Below are 17,378 nucleotides of genomic sequence, written 5' to 3' on the forward strand. Positions count from 1 at the left end.
ATTCCCGGCAGGGCATGCATGACGCGTGCCCTGCCGGTGCTATGGCAAGCTTGCCCGGTGGCACATATGCATTCGCTGATACTCTTCGACCTCGACGGAACGCTTGTCGACCCGGCAGGAGCGATCACCGAGGGCATCGCGGACGCCCTGCGCCGCCACGGCCTCCCGGTGCCCGGAGACGACGCGCTCCGGGCCATGGTGGGTCCGCCCCTCGTCTCCTCGCTCACCGAGCGTGCCGGCGTGCCCGCCTCCCGGGTGCAGGACGTCCTGCGGACCTACCGCACGGGGTACGTGGACACGGGCATGGCACAAAGCCGCCCCTACCCCGGGATCGCCCGCTGCGTCGAGGAGCTGGCGCGTCGCGGCGCGGTGGTCGCGGTCGCCACCCAGAAACCCGAGTGGCTCGCCGAGGAACTCCTCGCCGTACAGGGGCTCAGGCACCTCTTCGCCTCGGTGCACGGCTCCCCGCGGGACGAGACCAGGGCCGCTACCGGCAAGGCGTCGATCATCCGGGCGGCCCTCGAACGGCACCCGGGCGCGGCCGGTTCCGCCGTCATGATCGGCGACCGGCGGCACGACGTCGAGGGTGCCTCCGCGAACGGCCTCCCGTGCATCGGCGTCGGCTGGGGCTTCGCGGCGCCGGGCGAACTGCAGGGCGCGGGGGCCACCGCCGTCGTGCAGACCGCGGACGAGCTGCTGGAGGTGCTCGGTGGGAGTCTATGACCTGACGCGCAGCACCACCCGCGGGCTCATCGCCGGTCTCTGCCGCCCCACGGTCGAGGGCCTGCACCACGTTCCCGCTGACGGTCCGTTCATCGTCGCGGCGAACCACCTCTCCTTCCTCGACAGCGTCCTCGTGCAGGCGCTCATGCCCCGCCCCGTGGCCTTCTTCGCCAAGGCCGAGTACTTCACGGGCGCCGGCGTGAAGGGAGCCCTCATGAAGTCCTTCTTCGAGGGTGTGGGGTCGATCCCCGTCGAACGCGGGCAGCAGGCGGCCAGCGTCCAGGCCCTCAAGACGCTCCTCGACCTGCTGGAGAAGGGGGACGGCGTCGGCATCTACCCGGAGGGGACCCGCTCCCGCGACGGGAGGCTCTACCGGGGACGGACCGGCGTGGGCTGGCTCGCGCTCACCACCGGCGCCCCCGTGGTGCCGGTCGGACTTCTCGGCACCGATGCCCTGCAGCCCGCCGGGAAGAAGGGCATCCGGCCGCAGCACTTCACCCTGCGCGTCGGCCGGCCGCTGGTCTTCGCGAAGACCGGTCCCGGCCACCCGCTGCCCGCCCGGCGCAACGCCACGGACGCCATCATGGACAGCATCGCCGCGCTCACCGGCCAGGACCGGGTGCCGCACTACAACCAGAGCCCGGCCGCCGAGTAGCCCGCCCAGCAGCCGGCCCGCGGCTGAGGCGCGCCCAGGGTAGCCGGCCCGTCCAGCAGCCCGCCCCGGACGGGCGTCAGCGGTCAGCGGAACCGGGCGGCCCGCGTCGGGCCGGGTAGCCGTCCGCACCTAGGATTGACGTGTGGCGAATCCAGTGACATACCGGCCGAAGACCGGCGAGATCCCGCTCGATCCGGGGGTCTACCGGTTCCGGGACGAGCACGGCCGCGTCATCTACGTGGGCAAGGCGAAGAACCTGCGCTCCCGCCTCAACTCCTACTTCGCGAACCCGCAGGGCCTGCTCCCCAAGACCCGCAGCATGGTCTTCACCGCGGCGAGCGTCGAATGGACGGTCGTGGGCAGCGAGCTCGAGGCGCTGCAGCTCGAGTACACGTGGATCAAGGAGTTCGACCCGCGGTTCAACATCATGTTCCGCGACGACAAGTCCTACCCGTATCTCGCCGTCACCATGGGGGAGAAGTACCCCCGCGTGCAGGTCATGCGCGGCGATAAGAAGAAGGACACGCGCTACTTCGGCCCGTTCTACCCGGCGAAGGCCATCCGCGAGACGGTCGACACCATGATCCGCGTCTTCCCGGTCAGGACCTGCAGCGCCGGGGTGTTCAAGCGCGCCGAACGGACCGGCAGGCCCTGCCTCCTCGGGTACATCGACAAGTGCTCCGCGCCGTGCGTGGGTCGCATCAGCCCCGAGGACCACAAGGCCCTCGCCGCGGACTTCTGCGACTTCATGTCCGGCGAGGCCAAGAAGTTCATCTCCGGGCTCGAGAAGAAGATGGCCGAGGCCGTCCAGGAACTCGACTACGAGTCCGCAGCGCGCCTCCGCGACGACATCGCGGCCCTCCGCCGCGTCTTCGAACGCAACACCGTCGTGCTCAGCGAGGACACGGACGCCGACATCTTCGCGATCAGGGAGGACGAGCTCGAGGCGGCAGCCCAGGTCTTCCACGTACGCGGCGGGCGCATCCGCGGCCAGCGCGGCTGGGTCGTGGAGAAGGTCGAGGACATGGACACCCCCGACCTCGTGGAACACCTGCTGCAGCAGGTCTACGGCGAGGGCAGCAGCAGCAACGAGCAGATCCCGCGCGAGGTCCTCGTCCCCGTGCTGCCGAGCAACTCCGACCAGATGCTCGAGTGGCTCCGCGGCCTGCGCGGCGCGCGCGTGGACGTGCGCGTGCCGCAGCGCGGGGACAAGGCCACCCTCATGGGCACGGTGGAGCAGAACGCCGCCGAGGCGCTCCGCCTGCACAAGAGCCGCCGCGCCGGCGACATCACCACCCGGTCCACGGCGCTGCAGGAGCTCCAGGAGGCCCTCGACCTGCCCCAGCCGCTCATGCGCATCGAGTGCTTCGACATCTCCCACGTGCAGGGCACCAACGTCGTCGCGTCGATGGTCGTCGTCGAGGACGGCCTGCCGCGCAAGTCCGAGTACCGGAAGTTCTCCATCACGGGCGACGCCGCCCGGGACGACACCGCCTCCATGTACGACGTCATCCACCGCCGGTTCCGCAACTACCTCGCGGGGAAGGCGGGCCCCGCGGTGGACGCCGCGGCCCCCGACCCGGAGACCGACCCCGTCGACGACGATGCGTCGGTCCTCGCGCACCCGGCCGTGGACGAGCCGTCCGGCGGGCCGCTGCAGGACACGACGACGGCGATCACCCGCAACCGGTTCGCCTACCCGCCGAACCTCGTGGTCGTCGACGGCGGCCCGCCGCAGGTCGCCGCGGCGTCGCGGGCGCTGGCCGACCTGGGGATCGACGACGTCTTCGTGATCGGCCTCGCCAAGCGCCTCGAGGAGGTGTGGATCCAGGACAGCGAGTTCCCGGTGATCCTCCCGCGCGCCTCGGAGGGGCTGTTCATGCTGCAGCGCATCCGCGACGAGGCGCACCGCTTCGCCATCACGTTCCACCGCCAGAAGCGCGGCAAGTCGATGACGGCCTCGGCGCTCGACGAGATCGCCGGGCTCGGGCCCGCCAAGCGCAAGGCCCTGCTCAAGCACTTCGGGTCGGTCAAGAAGATTCGGGCGGCCACCGTCGAGGAGCTCGTCGAGGTGCCCGGCGTGGGCCCCACCCTCGCCGAGACGATCCGCACGTCCCTCGCCGTCGCACCCGAGGACGCGCCCGCCCCGGCCGTGAACATGGCCACGGGCGAGATCATCGAAGATTAGCTAGGCTGAAGGCGCGGCCGCAGGCGCCGCGCCACCCCAGGGCAGGCCGGGAGACCGGCTGCCCCGTCGAGCCGGAACGGATGCACCACGATGACTGAGGCCACGAGCCTGACTCCGGTCGAACCCGCCGAATCCGAGCTGCTGGTGGTGACCGGCATGTCGGGGGCCGGCCGCAGCACGGCCGCGAACGCCCTCGAGGACCACGGGTGGTACGTGGTGGAGAACCTCCCGCCGCAGATGCTCACCACGCTGACGGAGCTCGTCGCGCGGACGCCCGAGACCATCCCCAAGCTGGCCGTCGTCGTCGACGTGCGCGGCAAGGAGCTCTTCCGCGACATCCAGGCGTCCCTCGCGGGACTCCGCTCCGCCGGCGTGAAGTACCGGGTGCTGTTCCTCGACGCCGACGACGCCGTGCTGGTGCGGCGCTTCGAGCAGGGCCGCCGGCCGCACCCGCTGCAGGGCGACGGCCGCATCCTCGACGGGATCGCCGCCGAACGCGAGGTGCTGAAGGAACTGAAGCACTCCTCGGACGACGTGATCGACACGACCGACCTCAATGTGCACGCCCTGGCCACCAAGGTCACGGAGCTGTTCTCCGAGTCCGGGCCGATCGTGCTGCGGCTGAACGTCATGAGCTTCGGCTTCAAGTACGGTCTCCCGGCGGACGCCAACTACGTGGCGGACGTCCGCTTCATCCCGAATCCCCACTGGGTCCCGGTGCTCCGCCCCCAGACGGGGCTCGACGCACCGGTCCGCGACTACGTGCTCGGGGCGCAGGGAGCGGGGGACTTCATCGAACGCTACGTGAACGCCCTGATCCCGGTCCTCGACGGCTACCGCCGCGAGAACAAGCACTACGCCACCATCGCCGTGGGCTGCACGGGCGGCAAGCACCGCTCGGTGGCCGTCACCGAGGAGATCGCGCAGCGCCTGGCCCAGCTGCCGGGAGTGCAGGTCGCCGCGCACCACCGCGACCTCGGTCGTGAGTAGTGGGGCTGTTCTCCGGGCCGCTTCCCCTCGTCCCGCCGCCCGCACGCCGGCAGGGTGACTCCGGCGCCGGGCCGTCCGTCGTCGCCCTCGGCGGCGGCCACGGACTCTCGGCGTCGCTCTCGGCCCTGCGGCTCCTGACGCAGGAGCTGACCGCGGTGGTCACGGTCGCCGACGACGGCGGCTCCTCCGGGCGCCTCCGCCACGAGCTCGGGGTGCTGCCGCCCGGGGACCTGCGCATGGCCCTCGCCGCCCTGTGCGACGACACCGACTGGGGCCGGACGTGGCGCGACGTCATGCAGCACCGTTTCGCGGCACGCCCCGGCGTCGAGAGCCCGCTCGACGACCACGCCATGGGCAACCTGCTGATCGTCACCCTGTGGGAGCTGCTGGGGGATCCGGTGGCGGGCCTGCAGTGGGCCGGCGCCCTCCTCGGCGCGCGCGGACGCGTCCTGCCCATGGCCGGCGTCCCGCTGACCATCGAGGGCGACCTCCTCAGCGAGGTGCAGGGAACCCTGCGGGTCACGACGGTGACCGGCCAGGCGAAGCTCGCCGTCGCCTCCGAGACGGGCAACGTGAGCAACGTCCGGCTCCTGCCACCCGCCGCCCCGGCCTGCAGGGACGCGCTGGAGGCCATCGAACTGGCCGACTGGGTGGTCCTCGGTCCGGGCTCCTGGTACACCTCCGTGCTGCCGCACCTGCTGCTGCCCGAGCTGCGGGACGCCCTGTGCCGCACCTCCGCGAAGCGGTGCCTCACCATGAACCTGAGCAACGACACCAAGGAGACCCAGGGCATGAGCGCCGTGGACCACCTCCACGTGATCTCGCGGTACGCACCGGATTTCACGGTCGACGTCGTGCTCGCGGACCCGTCGGTGATCGCCGACCGGGAGGAGTTCGAGCGGGCGGTGGCGGGAATGGGCGGACGCGCCGTCTTCGGTACAGTGGGAGCTTCGACCGGTAAGCCCGTCCACGACCCGCTCCGGCTGGCGACGTCCTACAACGACATGTTCGGAGAGAACTAGGAGTGCATCTGTGGCCCTGACCGCCGACGTCAAAGAGGAGCTCTCGCACCTCGACGTCAAGAAATCCTCGGTCCGCAAGGCCGAGGTGTCCGCCCTCCTGAGATTCGCCGGGGGCCTCCACATCATCTCGGGCAGGATCGTCATCGAGGCCGAGGTGGACCTCGCCTCCACCGCCCGCCGGCTGCGCGCGGCCATCGCGGAGGTGTACGGCCACAACAGCGAGATCATCGTGGTCACCGGCGGCGGACTCAAGCGCGGCAACCGGTACGTGGTCCGCGTGGTCCGCGACGGCGAATCCCTGGCCCGCCAGACGGGCCTCCTCGACAGCCGCGGCCGCCCCGTGCGGGGCCTGCCCTCCGCCGTCGTCAACGGTTCGACGGCGGACGCCGAGGCCGTCTGGCGCGGTGCGTTCCTGGCGCACGGCTCGCTCACCGAACCGGGCCGGTCCTCCTCCCTCGAGGTCACCTGCCCCGGCCCCGAATCCGCCCTCGCCCTCGTCGGCGCCGCACGCCGCCTCGACATCTCCGCGAAGGCGCGGGAGGTCCGTGGCATCGACCGCGTGGTCATCCGCGACGGTGACACCATCGCGGCGCTCCTGACCCGCATGGGCGCCCACGACGCACTCATGGTGTGGGAGGAGCGCCGCATGCGCAAGGAGGTCCGCGCCACCGCCAACCGCCTCGCCAACTTCGACGACGCGAACCTGCGCCGCTCCGCGCAGGCCGCCGTCGCCGCCGGAGCGCGCGTGGAGCGCGCCCTGGAGATCCTCGGCGAGAGCGTCCCCGAGCACCTGCGCTACGCGGGGGAGCTGCGCGTGGCCCACAAGCAGGCGAGCCTCGACGAACTCGGACGCCTCGCGGACCCTCCCATGACCAAGGACGCCATCGCCGGGCGCATCCGCAGGCTCCTCGCGATGGCCGACAAGCGGGCCTCGGACATCGGGATCCCCGGGACGGACGCGAATGTGACCGCGGACATGCTCGACGAGTGAAGAAGTGCATAGGATGGAACGGCAAGCCCGCTTCCGATCGACCGGGCCGCCTGCCCTCCGTATCCCGGGGACGACGGTCCGCGCGGGCGTCTGGGACCACACCGGAGATCGCACCTGAGATCACAACATGGAGGACTACGTGAGCGAATACGTACTGCCGGATCTTGACTACGACTACGCGGCCCTCGAGCCGCACATCTCGGGCCGGATCATGGAGCTCCACCACTCCAAGCATCAGGCCACCTACGTCAAGGGCGCCAACGACGCCCTCGCGCAGCTCGCCGAGGCCCGCGAGAAGGGCGAGTTCGGCACCATCCCGAAGCTGTCCAAGGACCTGGCCTTCCACGTCGGCGGGGTGATCAACCACAGCATCTTCTGGAAGAACATGTCCCCCGAAGGCGGGGACAAGCCCGAGGGCGAGCTCGCCGCGGCCCTCGACGACGCCTTCGGCTCCTTCGACGCCTTCCGCGCCCACTTCTCGGCAGCCGCCACCTCGCTGCAGGGCTCGGGCTGGGCCGTCCTCGCGTACGAGCCGCTGGGCCGGAACATCGTGATCGAGCAGCTCTATGACCAGCAGGGCAACGTGCCGGTGGGCACCATCCCGCTGCTCATGCTGGACATGTGGGAGCACGCCTTCTACCTGGACTACGTCAACGTGAAGCCCGACTACGTCAAGGCCTGGTGGAACCTCGTCAACTGGGCCGATGTCCAGACCCGGTTCCAGGCGGCACGCACCGGCGCCTCGGTCCTCATCACGCCCGGCGCCTGACGGTCCGCGGACGGGCTCGGCCGGCATCACGGCAGCCCGTCCGCGGCAACCGGCGTGGGGCACCCGGCGTCCCGGGTGCGTGCGACACGCCGTGCTGAGTAAGGTGGGAGCCGGGGGAGCCCCGGCCCCGCCGCAGGACCACCCGCTCCGCGAGGAGCCCGCAGGACCCGAAGAATTTCGGCACGAAGGTGTGCCCGGTACCAGATGTATACGTCGCCGGACTCGCCCGAAAGGGGTCAAGCAGGCGGCACCACCTATGAAGGAGATGGAAACCAGTGACTACTCGCGTTGGCATCAACGGCTTCGGCCGCATCGGACGCAACTACTTCCGCGCCGCCCTCGAGCAGGGTGCGGACCTCGAGATCGTTGCCGTCAACGACCTCACGAGCCCCGAGGCACTCGCCCACCTGCTCAAGTACGACTCCGTCACCGGCCGCCTGAAGGCCTCCGTGGAGGTCGACGGCGGCGACCTCGTGGTCGACGGCAAGCGCGTCCGCGTCCTCGCCGAGCGTGACCCCGCGAACCTGCCCTGGGCCGACCTCGGCGTCGACATCGTCATCGAGTCCACCGGTTTCTTCACGAAGGCCGCCGACGCGCAGAAGCACATCGACGCCGGCGCGAAGAAGGTCCTGATCTCCGCCCCCGCCTCCGACGAGGACCTCACCGTGGTGCTCGGCGTCAACGACGGCGACTACGACCCCGAGAACCACCACATCATCTCCAACGCGTCCTGCACCACCAACTGCCTCGGCCCCCTGGCCAAGGTGCTGAACGACTCCTTCGGCATCGAGCGCGGCCTGATGACCACGGTCCACGCCTACACCGCCGACCAGAACCTGCAGGACGGCCCCCACAAGGACCTCCGCCGCGCGCGCGCAGCCGCGATCAACATGGTCCCCACCTCCACGGGTGCGGCCAAGGCCATCGGGCTCGTGCTGCCCGAGCTCAAGGGCAAGCTCGACGGCTACGCCATCCGCGTGCCCGTCCCCACCGGTTCCGCGACCGACCTCACGGTCACCGTGAGCCGCGAGGTCACCGTCGACGAGGTCAACGCCGCCTACCGGGCCGCTGCGGCCGACGGCTCCCTCAAGGGCTACCTGTCCTACACGGACGCCCCCATCGTCTCCTCGGACATCGTGACGGACCCGGCGTCGTGCATCTTCGACTCCGGCCTCACGAAGGTCATCGGCAACCAGGTGAAGGTGGTCGGCTGGTACGACAACGAGTGGGGCTACTCGAACCGCCTGGTGGACCTGACGGAAATCGTCGCCGCCAAGCTCTCCTAGGCCGGTCCGCCCGTGGCTTACGCAACGCTCGACGACCTCCTTGCCGAAGGGGTCCGGGGCCGCCGCGTCATCGTGCGCTCCGACCTCAACGTGCCCCTCGAGGGCGAGGTCCCGTCCCTGACGGTGACCGACGACGGCCGCGTGCGTGCCTCGCTGCCCGTCCTGCGGAAACTGAGCGAGGCCGGCGCCGCCGTCATCGTCCTCGCCCACCTCGGGCGGCCCAAGGGAGCGCCCGAGGAGAAGTACTCGCTGAAGCCGGCCGTCGACGTGCTCCGCGAGCTCGCCGACTTCCCGGTGACCCTCGCCCCCGACACCACCGGCGACGGTGCGCGTGCTGCGGCGGCGGCCCTCGCCGACGGTGAGGTGCTCGTCGTCGAGAACGTGCGCTTCGACGCGAGGGAGACCAGCAAGGACGACGCCGAGCGCTCGGCGTTCGCCCGCGAGCTGGCGGACCTGGCGGGTGCCGACGGCGCCTACGTGGACGACGCCTTCGGCGCGGTGCACCGGCGGCACGCGAGCGTGTACGACATCGCGGCGCTGCTGCCCGCCTACCAGGGCGACCTCGTGCGGGACGAACTGGTGGTCCTCGAACGGCTGACGAAGGATCCGCAGCGGCCCTTCGTCGTCGTGCTCGGCGGCTCCAAGGTGTCCGACAAGCTCGCCGTCATCGAGAACCTCATCGGCACCGCCGACCGGATCCTCGTGGGCGGCGGCATGGTGTTCACGTTCCTGGCCGCCCAGGGGCACCGGGTCGGCGCCAGCCTGCTCGAGGAGGACCAGATCGGGACGGTCCGCGGCTACCTCGAGCGCGGACCGCGCGACGGTACGCAGTTCGTGCTGCCGACGGACATCGTGGTCGCGGAGAAGTTCGCCGCCGACGCCGGCCACAGCGTGGTCGCCGCCGACGCCATCGAGTCCGGCACCTACGGCGCCACGGGCATCGGGCTGGACATCGGACCCGCGACGGGCGCGGACTTCGCGGCGAACATCGCCGAGGCGAAGACCGTGTTCTGGAACGGCCCCATGGGTGTCTTCGAGTTCGACGCCTTCGCCGGCGGGACGCGCGCCGTCGCCCAGGCACTCACCGACGCGCAGGCCGGCGGTGCCCTGACCGTGGTGGGCGGCGGCGACTCCGCGTCCGCCGTACGCGGGCTGGGCTTCACCGACGACCGGTTCGGGCACATCTCGACCGGAGGCGGCGCGAGCCTCGAGTACCTCGAGGGCAAGGAACTGCCCGGACTGACGGCCCTGGCCCGCGACTAGCGGGACGGCCGGCACGCGCTGCCGGCGGTCCCGATCAGCCGCCCGGCACGGGCGCACCGGAACGGCGGGATCCGCGGGGCCCCGGCCCCGCGGATCCCGCGTCCATGACACGAACAGATGGAGTACGACGATGACCACCTCGACCAACGGCGCCTACGACCGCCGGCCGCTCATCGCGGGCAACTGGAAGATGAACCTGGACCACATGCAGGGCATCACCTTCCTGCAGAAGCTCGCCTGGACCCTCGACGACGCGGGCCACGACTTCTCGCGGGTCGAGGTGTCCGTCTTCCCGCCGTTCACCGACCTCCGCGGCGTCCAGACCCTCGTGAAGGGTGACGACCTGCAGCTCGTCTTCGGCGGGCAGGACCTCTCGCCCGAGGACTCCGGCGCGTACACCGGCGACATCTCCGGCCAGTTCCTCGCGAAGCTCGACTGCACCTACGTGCTCGTGGGCCACTCGGAGCGCCGTACCCTGCACGCCGAGTCCGACGAGCTGCTGAACCGCAAGGTGCACGCCGCCTACCGGCACGGCCTCGTGCCGGTCCTGTGCGTCGGCGAGGGCCTCGAGGTCCGGCAGGCCGGGGCGCACGTGGAGCACACCCTCCAGCAGGTGCGGGCCGGCGTGGCCGGGCTCACGAACGAGCAGGCGGCGTCGCTGGTGATCGCGTACGAGCCAGTGTGGGCCATCGGGACCGGTGAGGTCGCCGGCCCCGGCGACGCACAGGAGATGTGCGCCGCCATCCGCGCGGAGCTCGGCTCGCTGTTCGATGAGGCCACCGCCGCGAAGACCCGCCTCCTGTACGGCGGCTCGGTCAAGGCGGCCAGTGCCGCGAGCATCCTCAGGGAGCGCGACGTGGACGGCGTCCTCGTCGGCGGTGCGAGCCTCGACGTATCCGAGTTTGCTAGTATTGTCAGGTTCGAACAGCATCTGGTGACAGACTAGTTCCGTGCGCCGGCCGCGTCAGACAGCGGCTACTCAGCCTTGAAAGGGCCCCGTGGAAATCCTTCGTATCATCCTGCTCGTCCTGCTCGGGATCACCAGCCTCCTGCTGACCCTGCTGATCCTGCTCCACAAGGGACGCGGAGGAGGCATGTCGGACATGTTCGGCGGCGGCATGACCTCGAGCATGGGGTCCTCGGGTGTCGCAGAACGCAACCTCAACCGGTTCACGGTGGCCCTCGGGCTCGCCTGGGGGGTCGTGATCGTGGCCCTCGGCCTGATCCAGCGCTTCGCCGGCGAAGCGTAGGCGCACCCGCCCCGGATCCGACGAAGCCCCCGTTCCCTGCAGGGAACGGGGGCTTCGTGCGTCCGGCGGGTCCGGCCGCTCAGGGGCGGGCTGTCAGCCGACCGGCTCGTCCTCGTGGTCGATGAGGCGGCCGGGCAGTTTCTGGGCGGCGTCCTGGTCGATCAGCCACAGGGTCTTCCTCAGGCCGCGGGCCCCGGCGGCAGGGACCTGGACGTGGCCGGCACCGGCGAGGGCGAGGCCCACCGCGCCGGCCTTGTCGCTACCGCTGACCGACAGCCACACCTCCTGTGCCGTGTTGATCGCCTCGAGGGTCAGCGAGATGCGCTGCGGCGGCGGCTTCGGAGCGTCCGGCACGCCCACCGTCGTCGCCCCCCTGGTGCGGATGCCCGCCAGCTCGGGGAACAGCGACGCGACGTGCGCGTCCGGGCCGACACCGAGGAGGAGCACGTCGAACCGGGGGAGCCGGGCGTCGGCCTGGGCCGCCTCCGGGTCCGCGTCGAGCTCGGCCCGCGCCGCGGCCGCCAGCTGCTCCGCGTAGTCCGCGGCCGCTGCGTCCTCGTCGGGGAACTCGTCCTTGGACCCGAACTCGTGGATCTTCACCGGGTCGACGGCGATCCGGTCGAGGAGCGCCGCCCGCGCCTGGACGGCGTTGCGGTCGGGGTCCTCGGCGCGCAGGAACCGCTCGTCACCCCACCAGAAGTGCACGTTGGCCCAGTCCACGGCGGTGTGCGCGGGTGACTCGACGACGGCCTGCAGGGCGGCCGTGCCGATAGAACCGCCCGTGAGGACGACGGTCGCCGTGCCCCGGTCGCTCTGCACGTCGACGAGGCGTGTGATCAGCCGTGCCGCCACCGCCGCCGCGAGCGAGGCCTGGGAAGGATGGATGCTGACTTTCGGTTCAGCGCTCACTCGTGCGCACACTCCTTAGATTGGTCCGGGCCAGGCCCTCCGTGATCACTTCTCCGAAGACCTCGTCCGGGTCGAGGCGCCTCAGCTCCTCCGCGAGGCAGTCCCGCAGGCCGCGGCGGGGCAGCGAGATGCGCTGCACGGGCTGGTCCGGCTGGTAGAGCTCGGCGACGTCCTTGTGGGGACGGTGCAGCTCGATGTCCCCTCCGCTCCGCGTCAGGCGGACCCGCTTCAGGCCCGTCCCGGCCTGCCCGGCCACGATGGTGACCGGGGCGTCGAGGGCCTTCGTCAGCCACGCCGCGAGCAGCACCGTGCTGGGGGAGTCGGACGCACCCTCGACCGTGACGGCCGTGATGGGCTGGTTCCCCTCGAGCTGGTCGAGGACCGCGGCGAGCTGGATGCGCCAGTTGGTCAGGCGCGTCCAGGCGAGGTCCGTGTCACCGGCCGCGTAGGTGCTGCTGATGTTGAACAGCGCCGCCGTCGGATCGGCCTCGTTGGCGGAATCGGTGATCCTTCGGTGGGCGATGCCTCCGATGGAGGTCTGCGACGCCGCGTCCGGCACGCCGTGCGGCCACCAGGCCACGATCGGGGCATCCGGGAGGAGCAGGGCTGACACGAGCGACTCGTTCTCGTCGGAGAGGTCGCCGTAGCCGCGGAGGACCACGACCTCGGAGGCTCCGGCGTCGCCGCCCACCCGGATCTGCGCGTCGAGCCGCGTCTCGTCGTCGGCCGAGCCCTCGGCCAGGACGATGATGCGGCACGGGTGCTCCCGGCTCGCCTCGTTCGCGGCGTCGATCGCCTCCTCCTCGTAGCCGGACCGGGTGATGACGACGAGCGTCAGCACCCGGCCGAGTGCGACGACGCCGCCACGGTCACGCATGGCCATGAGTTCCTTCGACACCCTCGAGGTGGTGGTGTCGGGCAGGTCCACGATCAAGGTCGCCTCCAGGTGCGTCCGTCGGCGGCGAGCAGGGCGTCCGCCGAGGCGGGCCCCCAGCTACCCGGTACGTAGGGTTCGGGCTGGCCGTCGAGGGACGCCCAGTGCTCCTCGAACGGGTCGAGGATCTTCCAGGACAGCTCCACCTCCTGCTGCCGGGGGAAGAGCGGCGGCTCCCCGAGGAGCACGTCGAGGATGAGCCGCTCGTAGGCCTCGGGGCTGGACTCGGTGAAGGAGTGGCCGTAGCCGAAGTCCATGGTGACGTCGCGGACCTCTGCCTGGGTGCCCGGCACCTTGGAGCCGAACCGGATGGTCACGCCCTCGTCGGGCTGGACCCGGATCACGACGGCGTTCTGGCCGAAGTCCCCGTCGTCGTGCGAGCGGAACAGCAGGTTGGGGGCGCGCTTGAACACGACGGCGATCTCCGTCACGCGCCGCCCCAGACGCTTGCCCGCCCGCAGGTAGAACGGCACGCCGGCCCAGCGTCGCGTGTTGATGTCGAGACGGAGCGCGGCGAAGCTCTCCGTCGTGGAGTCGTCCGGGATGCCGTCCTCGTCGAGGAAGCCGTTGACCCGCTCGCCGCCCTGCCACCCGGCCTCGTACTGTCCGCGTGCCGAGCGCCCCGAGAGGTCGGCGGGCAGGGTGACGGCCGCGAGGACCTTCTCCTTCTCCGTGCGCAGGTGGTCGGCGTCGAACGAGATGGGCTCCTCCATGGCCGTGAGGGCGAGGAGCTGCAGCAGGTGGTTCTGGATGACGTCGCGGGCCGCGCCCACGCCGTCGTAGTACCCGGCCCTGCTGCCGATCCCGATGTCCTCCGCCATGGTGATCTGGACGTGGTCCACGTAGTTGGCGTTCCACAGCGGTTCGAAGAGCTGGTTGGCGAAGCGCAGCGCCAGGATGTTCTGGACCGTCTCCTTGCCGAGGTAGTGGTCGATCCTGAAGACGGCGTCGGCAGGGAAGACCTCCTCGACGATCGCGTTGAGCTCGCGTGCGGACTCGAGGTCGTGCCCGAAGGGCTTCTCGATCACCACGCGGCGCCACTGGCCGTCGTCGGGCTGCGCGAGCCCGTGCTCGGAGAGCTTCTGGCACACCGCCTCGAAGGCCTTGGGCGGGATCGAGAGGTAGAACGCGGCGTTGCCGCGCGTGCCCCTGCTCTGGTCCAACCCGTCGAGGCACTCCTTCAGCTGCTTGAACGCGTCGTCGTCGTCGAAGTTGCCCGTGACGAAGCGGATGCCCGCCGAGAGCTGCTCCCAGACGGTCTCGTTGAACGGCGTCCGTGCGTACTGCGTGACGGATTCGCGGACCTGCTCCACGAACTCGGCGTCGCTCCACTCGCGGCGGCCGAAGCCGACGAGGCCGAAGCTCGGCGGCAGGAGCCCCCGGTTCGCGAGGTCGTAGATGGCGGGCATGAGTTTCTTCCGGGCGAGGTCTCCCGTCACCCCGAACAGGACGAGCGAGGAGGGCCCGGCGATGCGGCTCAGGCGCCGGTCCCGCGGATCCCTCAGGGGGTTGGCGTTGCGCGCCCCGGTGCTGTCGGCCACGGCTCAGCCGTTCCCGTGCGCCGACGGCCCGGCGGCGGGGAGGGAGCCGATGACACCGCGCAGCTGCTCGACGCCGGCCGCGCGGTCCGTGAGGTGGAGTCGGAGCACGGGGCGGCCGTGGTCGGTGAGGACCTGGGCGTCCCCGGTGGCCTGCGCCGAGATCAGCTCACCGAAGGTGAAGGGCAGGCCGGGGATCGCGAGGTCGGTGCTGCCGGCCGCGGTGAGCTGGAGGTACGCCCCGATCGGGGAGCCGCCCTTGTGGTACTGGCCCGTGGAGTGCAGGAAGCGCGGGCCCCACCCGAACGTGACCGGCCGGCCGGTCGCTGCTGCGAGCGGTGAGCGGATCTCCTCGAGGGCCGCCTGGCGGTGGCGGTCGAGATACGCCTGCACCGAGAGGTAGCCGTTGGCCGGGATGGCCGCGAGCAGGGCCTCCAGCGCCTCCGCGACGGTGGCGGACGAGCCGAGCAGGGCAGCGTCGCCGCGCACCTCCACGGCGCCGTCGACGAACGCGGCCGGAGCGGGCTCCGGCCGGGCGTCGAGCAGACCGCGGGCGGCCTTCTTCGCCGCCTCGACGTCGGGCTGGTCGAAGGGGTTGATGCCCAGCAGCCGGCCTGCGACGGCGACGGCGTACTCCCAGACGAACAGCTGGCTGCCCAGCGTGCCGCTGACCGTGACACGCGTCCCGCCCGTCATCTCGTCGCTCGGGGCCTCGTCGAACGGGGCCAGGAGCACGGGCAGGATGTCGTCGGCCACGGCGGCGAGTTCGGGGGCGCCGGTGGAGGCGACGACCGGCAGCAGGCCGGTGCCGAGCTTCCCGGTGGATTCCGCGATGAGCTGTTCGGCCCAGTCCGCGAAGCCCGGGAGGCCGGACCCGGCATCGGCGAAGACGATCTTGTCCCGCAGCGGGGTCGTCCCGCCGAGGACGGCGCCGAGCTGCAGGCCGACGTTGTCGTCGACGTCGTCACCGAGGAACTCGGCGGCGTCCTCGGCGTCGTCGAGGAGCGCCGCGATGTCCGCTCCGGCGAGTCCGGAGGGCACGAGGCCGAAGGCCGTGAGCGCGGAGTAGCGGCCGCCGACCTCGGGGTTCGCGTTGAACACCTTGCGGTAGCCGGCCTTGCGCGACGCCTCGTCGAGGGGGGAGCCCGGATCGGTCACGATGACGATCCGGGAGGCGGCGTCGATGCCGGCGTCGGTGAACGCCTGCTCGAACAGCCGCCGCTGGGAGTCCGTCTCCACCGTGGACCCGGACTTCGAGGAGACCACGATGGCGGTGCGCTGCAGGTCCTCCTCGAGGGCCGCGCGGACCTGCTCCGGGTCGGTGGAGTCGAGCACGACGAGCTCGACGCCGGCCTCCTTTGTGATGACCTCGGGGGCGAGCGACGAGCCGCCCATGCCGCAGAGCACGATTCGGTCCACGCCCTCGGCCTGGAGATCGGCCCGCAGGCCGGCGATGTCCGGGACGAGGGCACGGGAACCCTCGAAGAGGTCGATCCAGCCGAGGCGGATCGAGGCCTCCGACTCGGCGTCGGTACCCCACAGGGTGGGGTCCTTCGCCATGAGGCGGGAGGCCACGCGGTCGTGCACGAGCGCGGGGACGGCCGCCTCGACGGCGGCGAGGGCGTCTCCTGATGCTGTGATGGCGAAGGATCCCATGGGTATCAGCCCTTTGCTGCGTCGAGCGCGGTCTGGACGGTCTCGAGGAGCTCCGACCAGCTGGTGACGAACTTGTCGAGGCCCTCGGTCTCGAGCTGGTCGACCACCTCGGCGTAGGAGACGCCGAGGGCATCGAGCCGGTTCAGGATCTCGTTGGACTCGTCGTAGGTGCCGGTGACCGTGTCGCCCTCGATGACGCCGTGGTCGGCCGTCGCGAGGAGCGTCTTCTCCGGCATGGTGTTCACGACGTTCGGGGCCACGAGGCCCGCGACGTAGAGCGTGTCGGGCAGGTCGGGGTCCTTGACGCCCGTCGACGCCCACAGGGGGCGCTGCGCGTTCGCGCCCGCCGCCGCCAGGACCTGCCAGCGCTCCGAGGCGAACTGCTCCTCGAAGATCTGGTAGGCGAGGCGCGCGTTGGCGAGCCCGGCCTTGCCCTTGAGCGCGGACGCCTCGTCGGTGCCGATGGCGTCCAGCCGGCCGTCGATCTCGGCGTCGACGCGGGAGACGAAGAAGGAGGCGACGGAGGTGATCTTCGTCAGGTCGTGCCCGTTCTCCTTCGCCTGCTCGATGCCGAGCATGAACGCGTTGATGACGGCGCGGTAGCGCTCGAGGGAGAAGATCAGGGTGACGTTGACGCTGATGCCCGCGGCGATCGTCTCGGTGATGGCCTCGAGGCCTTCGACCGTGGCGGGGATCTTGATGAGCACGTTGGTGCGCTGCACCTTCGCGTGCAGGCGCTTGGCCTCGGCGATGGTGCCCTGGGTGTCGCGGGCCAGGCGGGGGTCCACCTCGATCGAGATGCGGCCGTCGGCGCCGTTGGTGCGCTTCGCCTCGGCGGCGAACAGGTCGCAGGCCTGGGCGACGTCGTGCGTGGTGATGTCGAAGACCGCCTGGTCGACGTCGGCGCCCGCCTCGGCGAGTGCCCCGACCTGGGAGGCGTAGGACTCGCCGTTCTTCAGGGCCGCGGCGAAGATGCTCGGGTTGGTCGTGACGCCGACGACGTTCAGGTCCTCGATGAGGTGCTTGAAGGCCCCCGAGTTGATGCGTTCCCGGGAGAGGTCGTCGAGCCAGATGGATACTCCGGCGGCCGAGAGGTCGGCCGTGGGCGATGTGGTCATGGTGTGCTCCTTATCCGCTTCCGCGGAGGTGTGTCGTGAACGGATCGGACGGATCGAGAAGGGGGGCCGCTCCCGGGCCCGCAGGC

Annotated in this window: 16 protein-coding genes; 11 read left to right on the forward strand and 5 right to left on the reverse strand. The window is 71.1% G+C overall.

Features of this window, described 5'->3' with window-relative positions:
- Positions 1–66 precede the first annotated feature (66 nt).
- From V6S67_RS08295 to secG, 11 genes are all read left to right on the forward strand, one after another.
- On the forward strand, positions 67–723 hold the full coding sequence (locus V6S67_RS08295; RefSeq protein WP_334209795.1) for an HAD hydrolase-like protein: 657 nt from the start codon (positions 67–69) through the stop codon (positions 721–723).
- Positions 710–1,378, forward strand: coding sequence for a lysophospholipid acyltransferase family protein (locus V6S67_RS08300; protein WP_334209796.1), 669 nt, complete (start codon positions 710–712; stop codon positions 1,376–1,378). Before V6S67_RS08295 ends, V6S67_RS08300 begins: the two co-directional genes overlap by 14 nt.
- Before the next feature lie 142 nt (positions 1,379–1,520).
- Positions 1,521–3,566: an excinuclease ABC subunit UvrC gene (uvrC, locus tag V6S67_RS08305; RefSeq protein ID WP_334209797.1), complete on the forward strand. Its 2,046-nt coding sequence runs from the start codon at positions 1,521–1,523 to the stop codon at positions 3,564–3,566.
- Between the two features lie 90 nt (positions 3,567–3,656).
- Positions 3,657–4,556, forward strand: coding sequence for an RNase adapter RapZ (gene rapZ / locus V6S67_RS08310; RefSeq protein ID WP_104049963.1), 900 nt, complete (start codon positions 3,657–3,659; stop codon positions 4,554–4,556).
- Positions 4,556–5,578, forward strand: coding sequence for a gluconeogenesis factor YvcK family protein (locus V6S67_RS08315; RefSeq protein ID WP_334209798.1), 1,023 nt, complete (start codon positions 4,556–4,558; stop codon positions 5,576–5,578). The genes rapZ and V6S67_RS08315 overlap by 1 nt, the downstream gene beginning before the upstream one ends.
- A gap of 10 nt (positions 5,579–5,588) precedes the next feature.
- Positions 5,589–6,569: a DNA-binding protein WhiA gene (whiA, locus tag V6S67_RS08320; protein ID WP_307082610.1), complete on the forward strand. Its 981-nt coding sequence runs from the start codon at positions 5,589–5,591 to the stop codon at positions 6,567–6,569.
- A 139-nt stretch (positions 6,570–6,708) separates the two neighbouring features.
- Positions 6,709–7,338 (forward strand): superoxide dismutase, encoded by a 630-nt coding sequence (locus tag V6S67_RS08325; protein WP_334209799.1) that lies wholly within the window; start codon positions 6,709–6,711, stop codon positions 7,336–7,338.
- Positions 7,339–7,613: 275 nt separating this feature from the next.
- Complete coding sequence (gap, locus tag V6S67_RS08330) at positions 7,614–8,624, forward strand: type I glyceraldehyde-3-phosphate dehydrogenase (RefSeq protein WP_334209800.1); 1,011 nt, start codon at positions 7,614–7,616, stop codon at positions 8,622–8,624.
- A 12-nt stretch (positions 8,625–8,636) separates the two neighbouring features.
- Positions 8,637–9,887: a phosphoglycerate kinase gene (locus V6S67_RS08335; protein ID WP_334209801.1), complete on the forward strand. Its 1,251-nt coding sequence runs from the start codon at positions 8,637–8,639 to the stop codon at positions 9,885–9,887.
- A gap of 130 nt (positions 9,888–10,017) precedes the next feature.
- Positions 10,018–10,833 (forward strand): triose-phosphate isomerase, encoded by an 816-nt coding sequence (gene tpiA, locus V6S67_RS08340; RefSeq protein ID WP_334209802.1) that lies wholly within the window; start codon positions 10,018–10,020, stop codon positions 10,831–10,833.
- A gap of 52 nt (positions 10,834–10,885) precedes the next feature.
- Positions 10,886–11,137: a preprotein translocase subunit SecG gene (gene secG, locus V6S67_RS08345; RefSeq protein WP_104179598.1), complete on the forward strand. Its 252-nt coding sequence runs from the start codon at positions 10,886–10,888 to the stop codon at positions 11,135–11,137.
- A gap of 93 nt (positions 11,138–11,230) precedes the next feature.
- Here the strand turns inward: secG and pgl are convergent, their stop codons facing one another.
- From pgl to tal, 5 genes are read right to left on the reverse strand one after another with little or no spacing between them, the layout of a single operon-like run.
- A complete protein-coding gene (pgl, locus tag V6S67_RS08350; protein WP_334209803.1) occupies positions 11,231–12,046 on the reverse strand; it encodes a 6-phosphogluconolactonase in 816 nt (271 codons plus the stop codon).
- A complete protein-coding gene (locus tag V6S67_RS08355; protein WP_334209804.1) occupies positions 12,036–12,980 on the reverse strand; it encodes a glucose-6-phosphate dehydrogenase assembly protein OpcA in 945 nt (314 codons plus the stop codon). Before V6S67_RS08355 ends, pgl begins: the two co-directional genes overlap by 11 nt.
- A complete protein-coding gene (gene zwf, locus V6S67_RS08360; RefSeq protein ID WP_334209805.1) occupies positions 12,977–14,521 on the reverse strand; it encodes a glucose-6-phosphate dehydrogenase in 1,545 nt (514 codons plus the stop codon). Before zwf ends, V6S67_RS08355 begins: the two co-directional genes overlap by 4 nt.
- A 3-nt stretch (positions 14,522–14,524) precedes the next feature.
- On the reverse strand, positions 14,525–16,174 hold the full coding sequence (locus tag V6S67_RS08365) for a glucose-6-phosphate isomerase (protein WP_334209806.1): 1,650 nt from the start codon (positions 16,172–16,174) through the stop codon (positions 14,525–14,527).
- Between the two features lie 5 nt (positions 16,175–16,179).
- A complete protein-coding gene (tal, locus tag V6S67_RS08370) occupies positions 16,180–17,292 on the reverse strand; it encodes a transaldolase (protein ID WP_334209807.1) in 1,113 nt (370 codons plus the stop codon).
- Between the last annotated feature and the right edge of the window lie 86 nt (positions 17,293–17,378).

It is taken from the genome of Arthrobacter sp. Soc17.1.1.1 (assembly GCF_036867195.1).
In the GTDB taxonomy this organism is placed as follows: Bacteria; Actinomycetota; Actinomycetes; order Actinomycetales; family Micrococcaceae; genus Arthrobacter_D.

Coding starts and splice junctions, on each gene's coding strand:
- tal (WP_334209807.1), bottom strand. CDS start 17,292: ATGACCACATCGCCCACGGCCGACCTCTCGGCCGCCGGAGTATCCATC.
- tpiA (WP_334209802.1), top strand. CDS start 10,018: ATGACCACCTCGACCAACGGCGCCTACGACCGCCGGCCGCTCATCGCG.
- V6S67_RS08295 (WP_334209795.1), top strand. CDS start 67: ATGCATTCGCTGATACTCTTCGACCTCGACGGAACGCTTGTCGACCCG.
- rapZ (WP_104049963.1), top strand. CDS start 3,657: ATGACTGAGGCCACGAGCCTGACTCCGGTCGAACCCGCCGAATCCGAG.
- V6S67_RS08365 (WP_334209806.1), bottom strand. CDS start 16,174: ATGGGATCCTTCGCCATCACAGCATCAGGAGACGCCCTCGCCGCCGTC.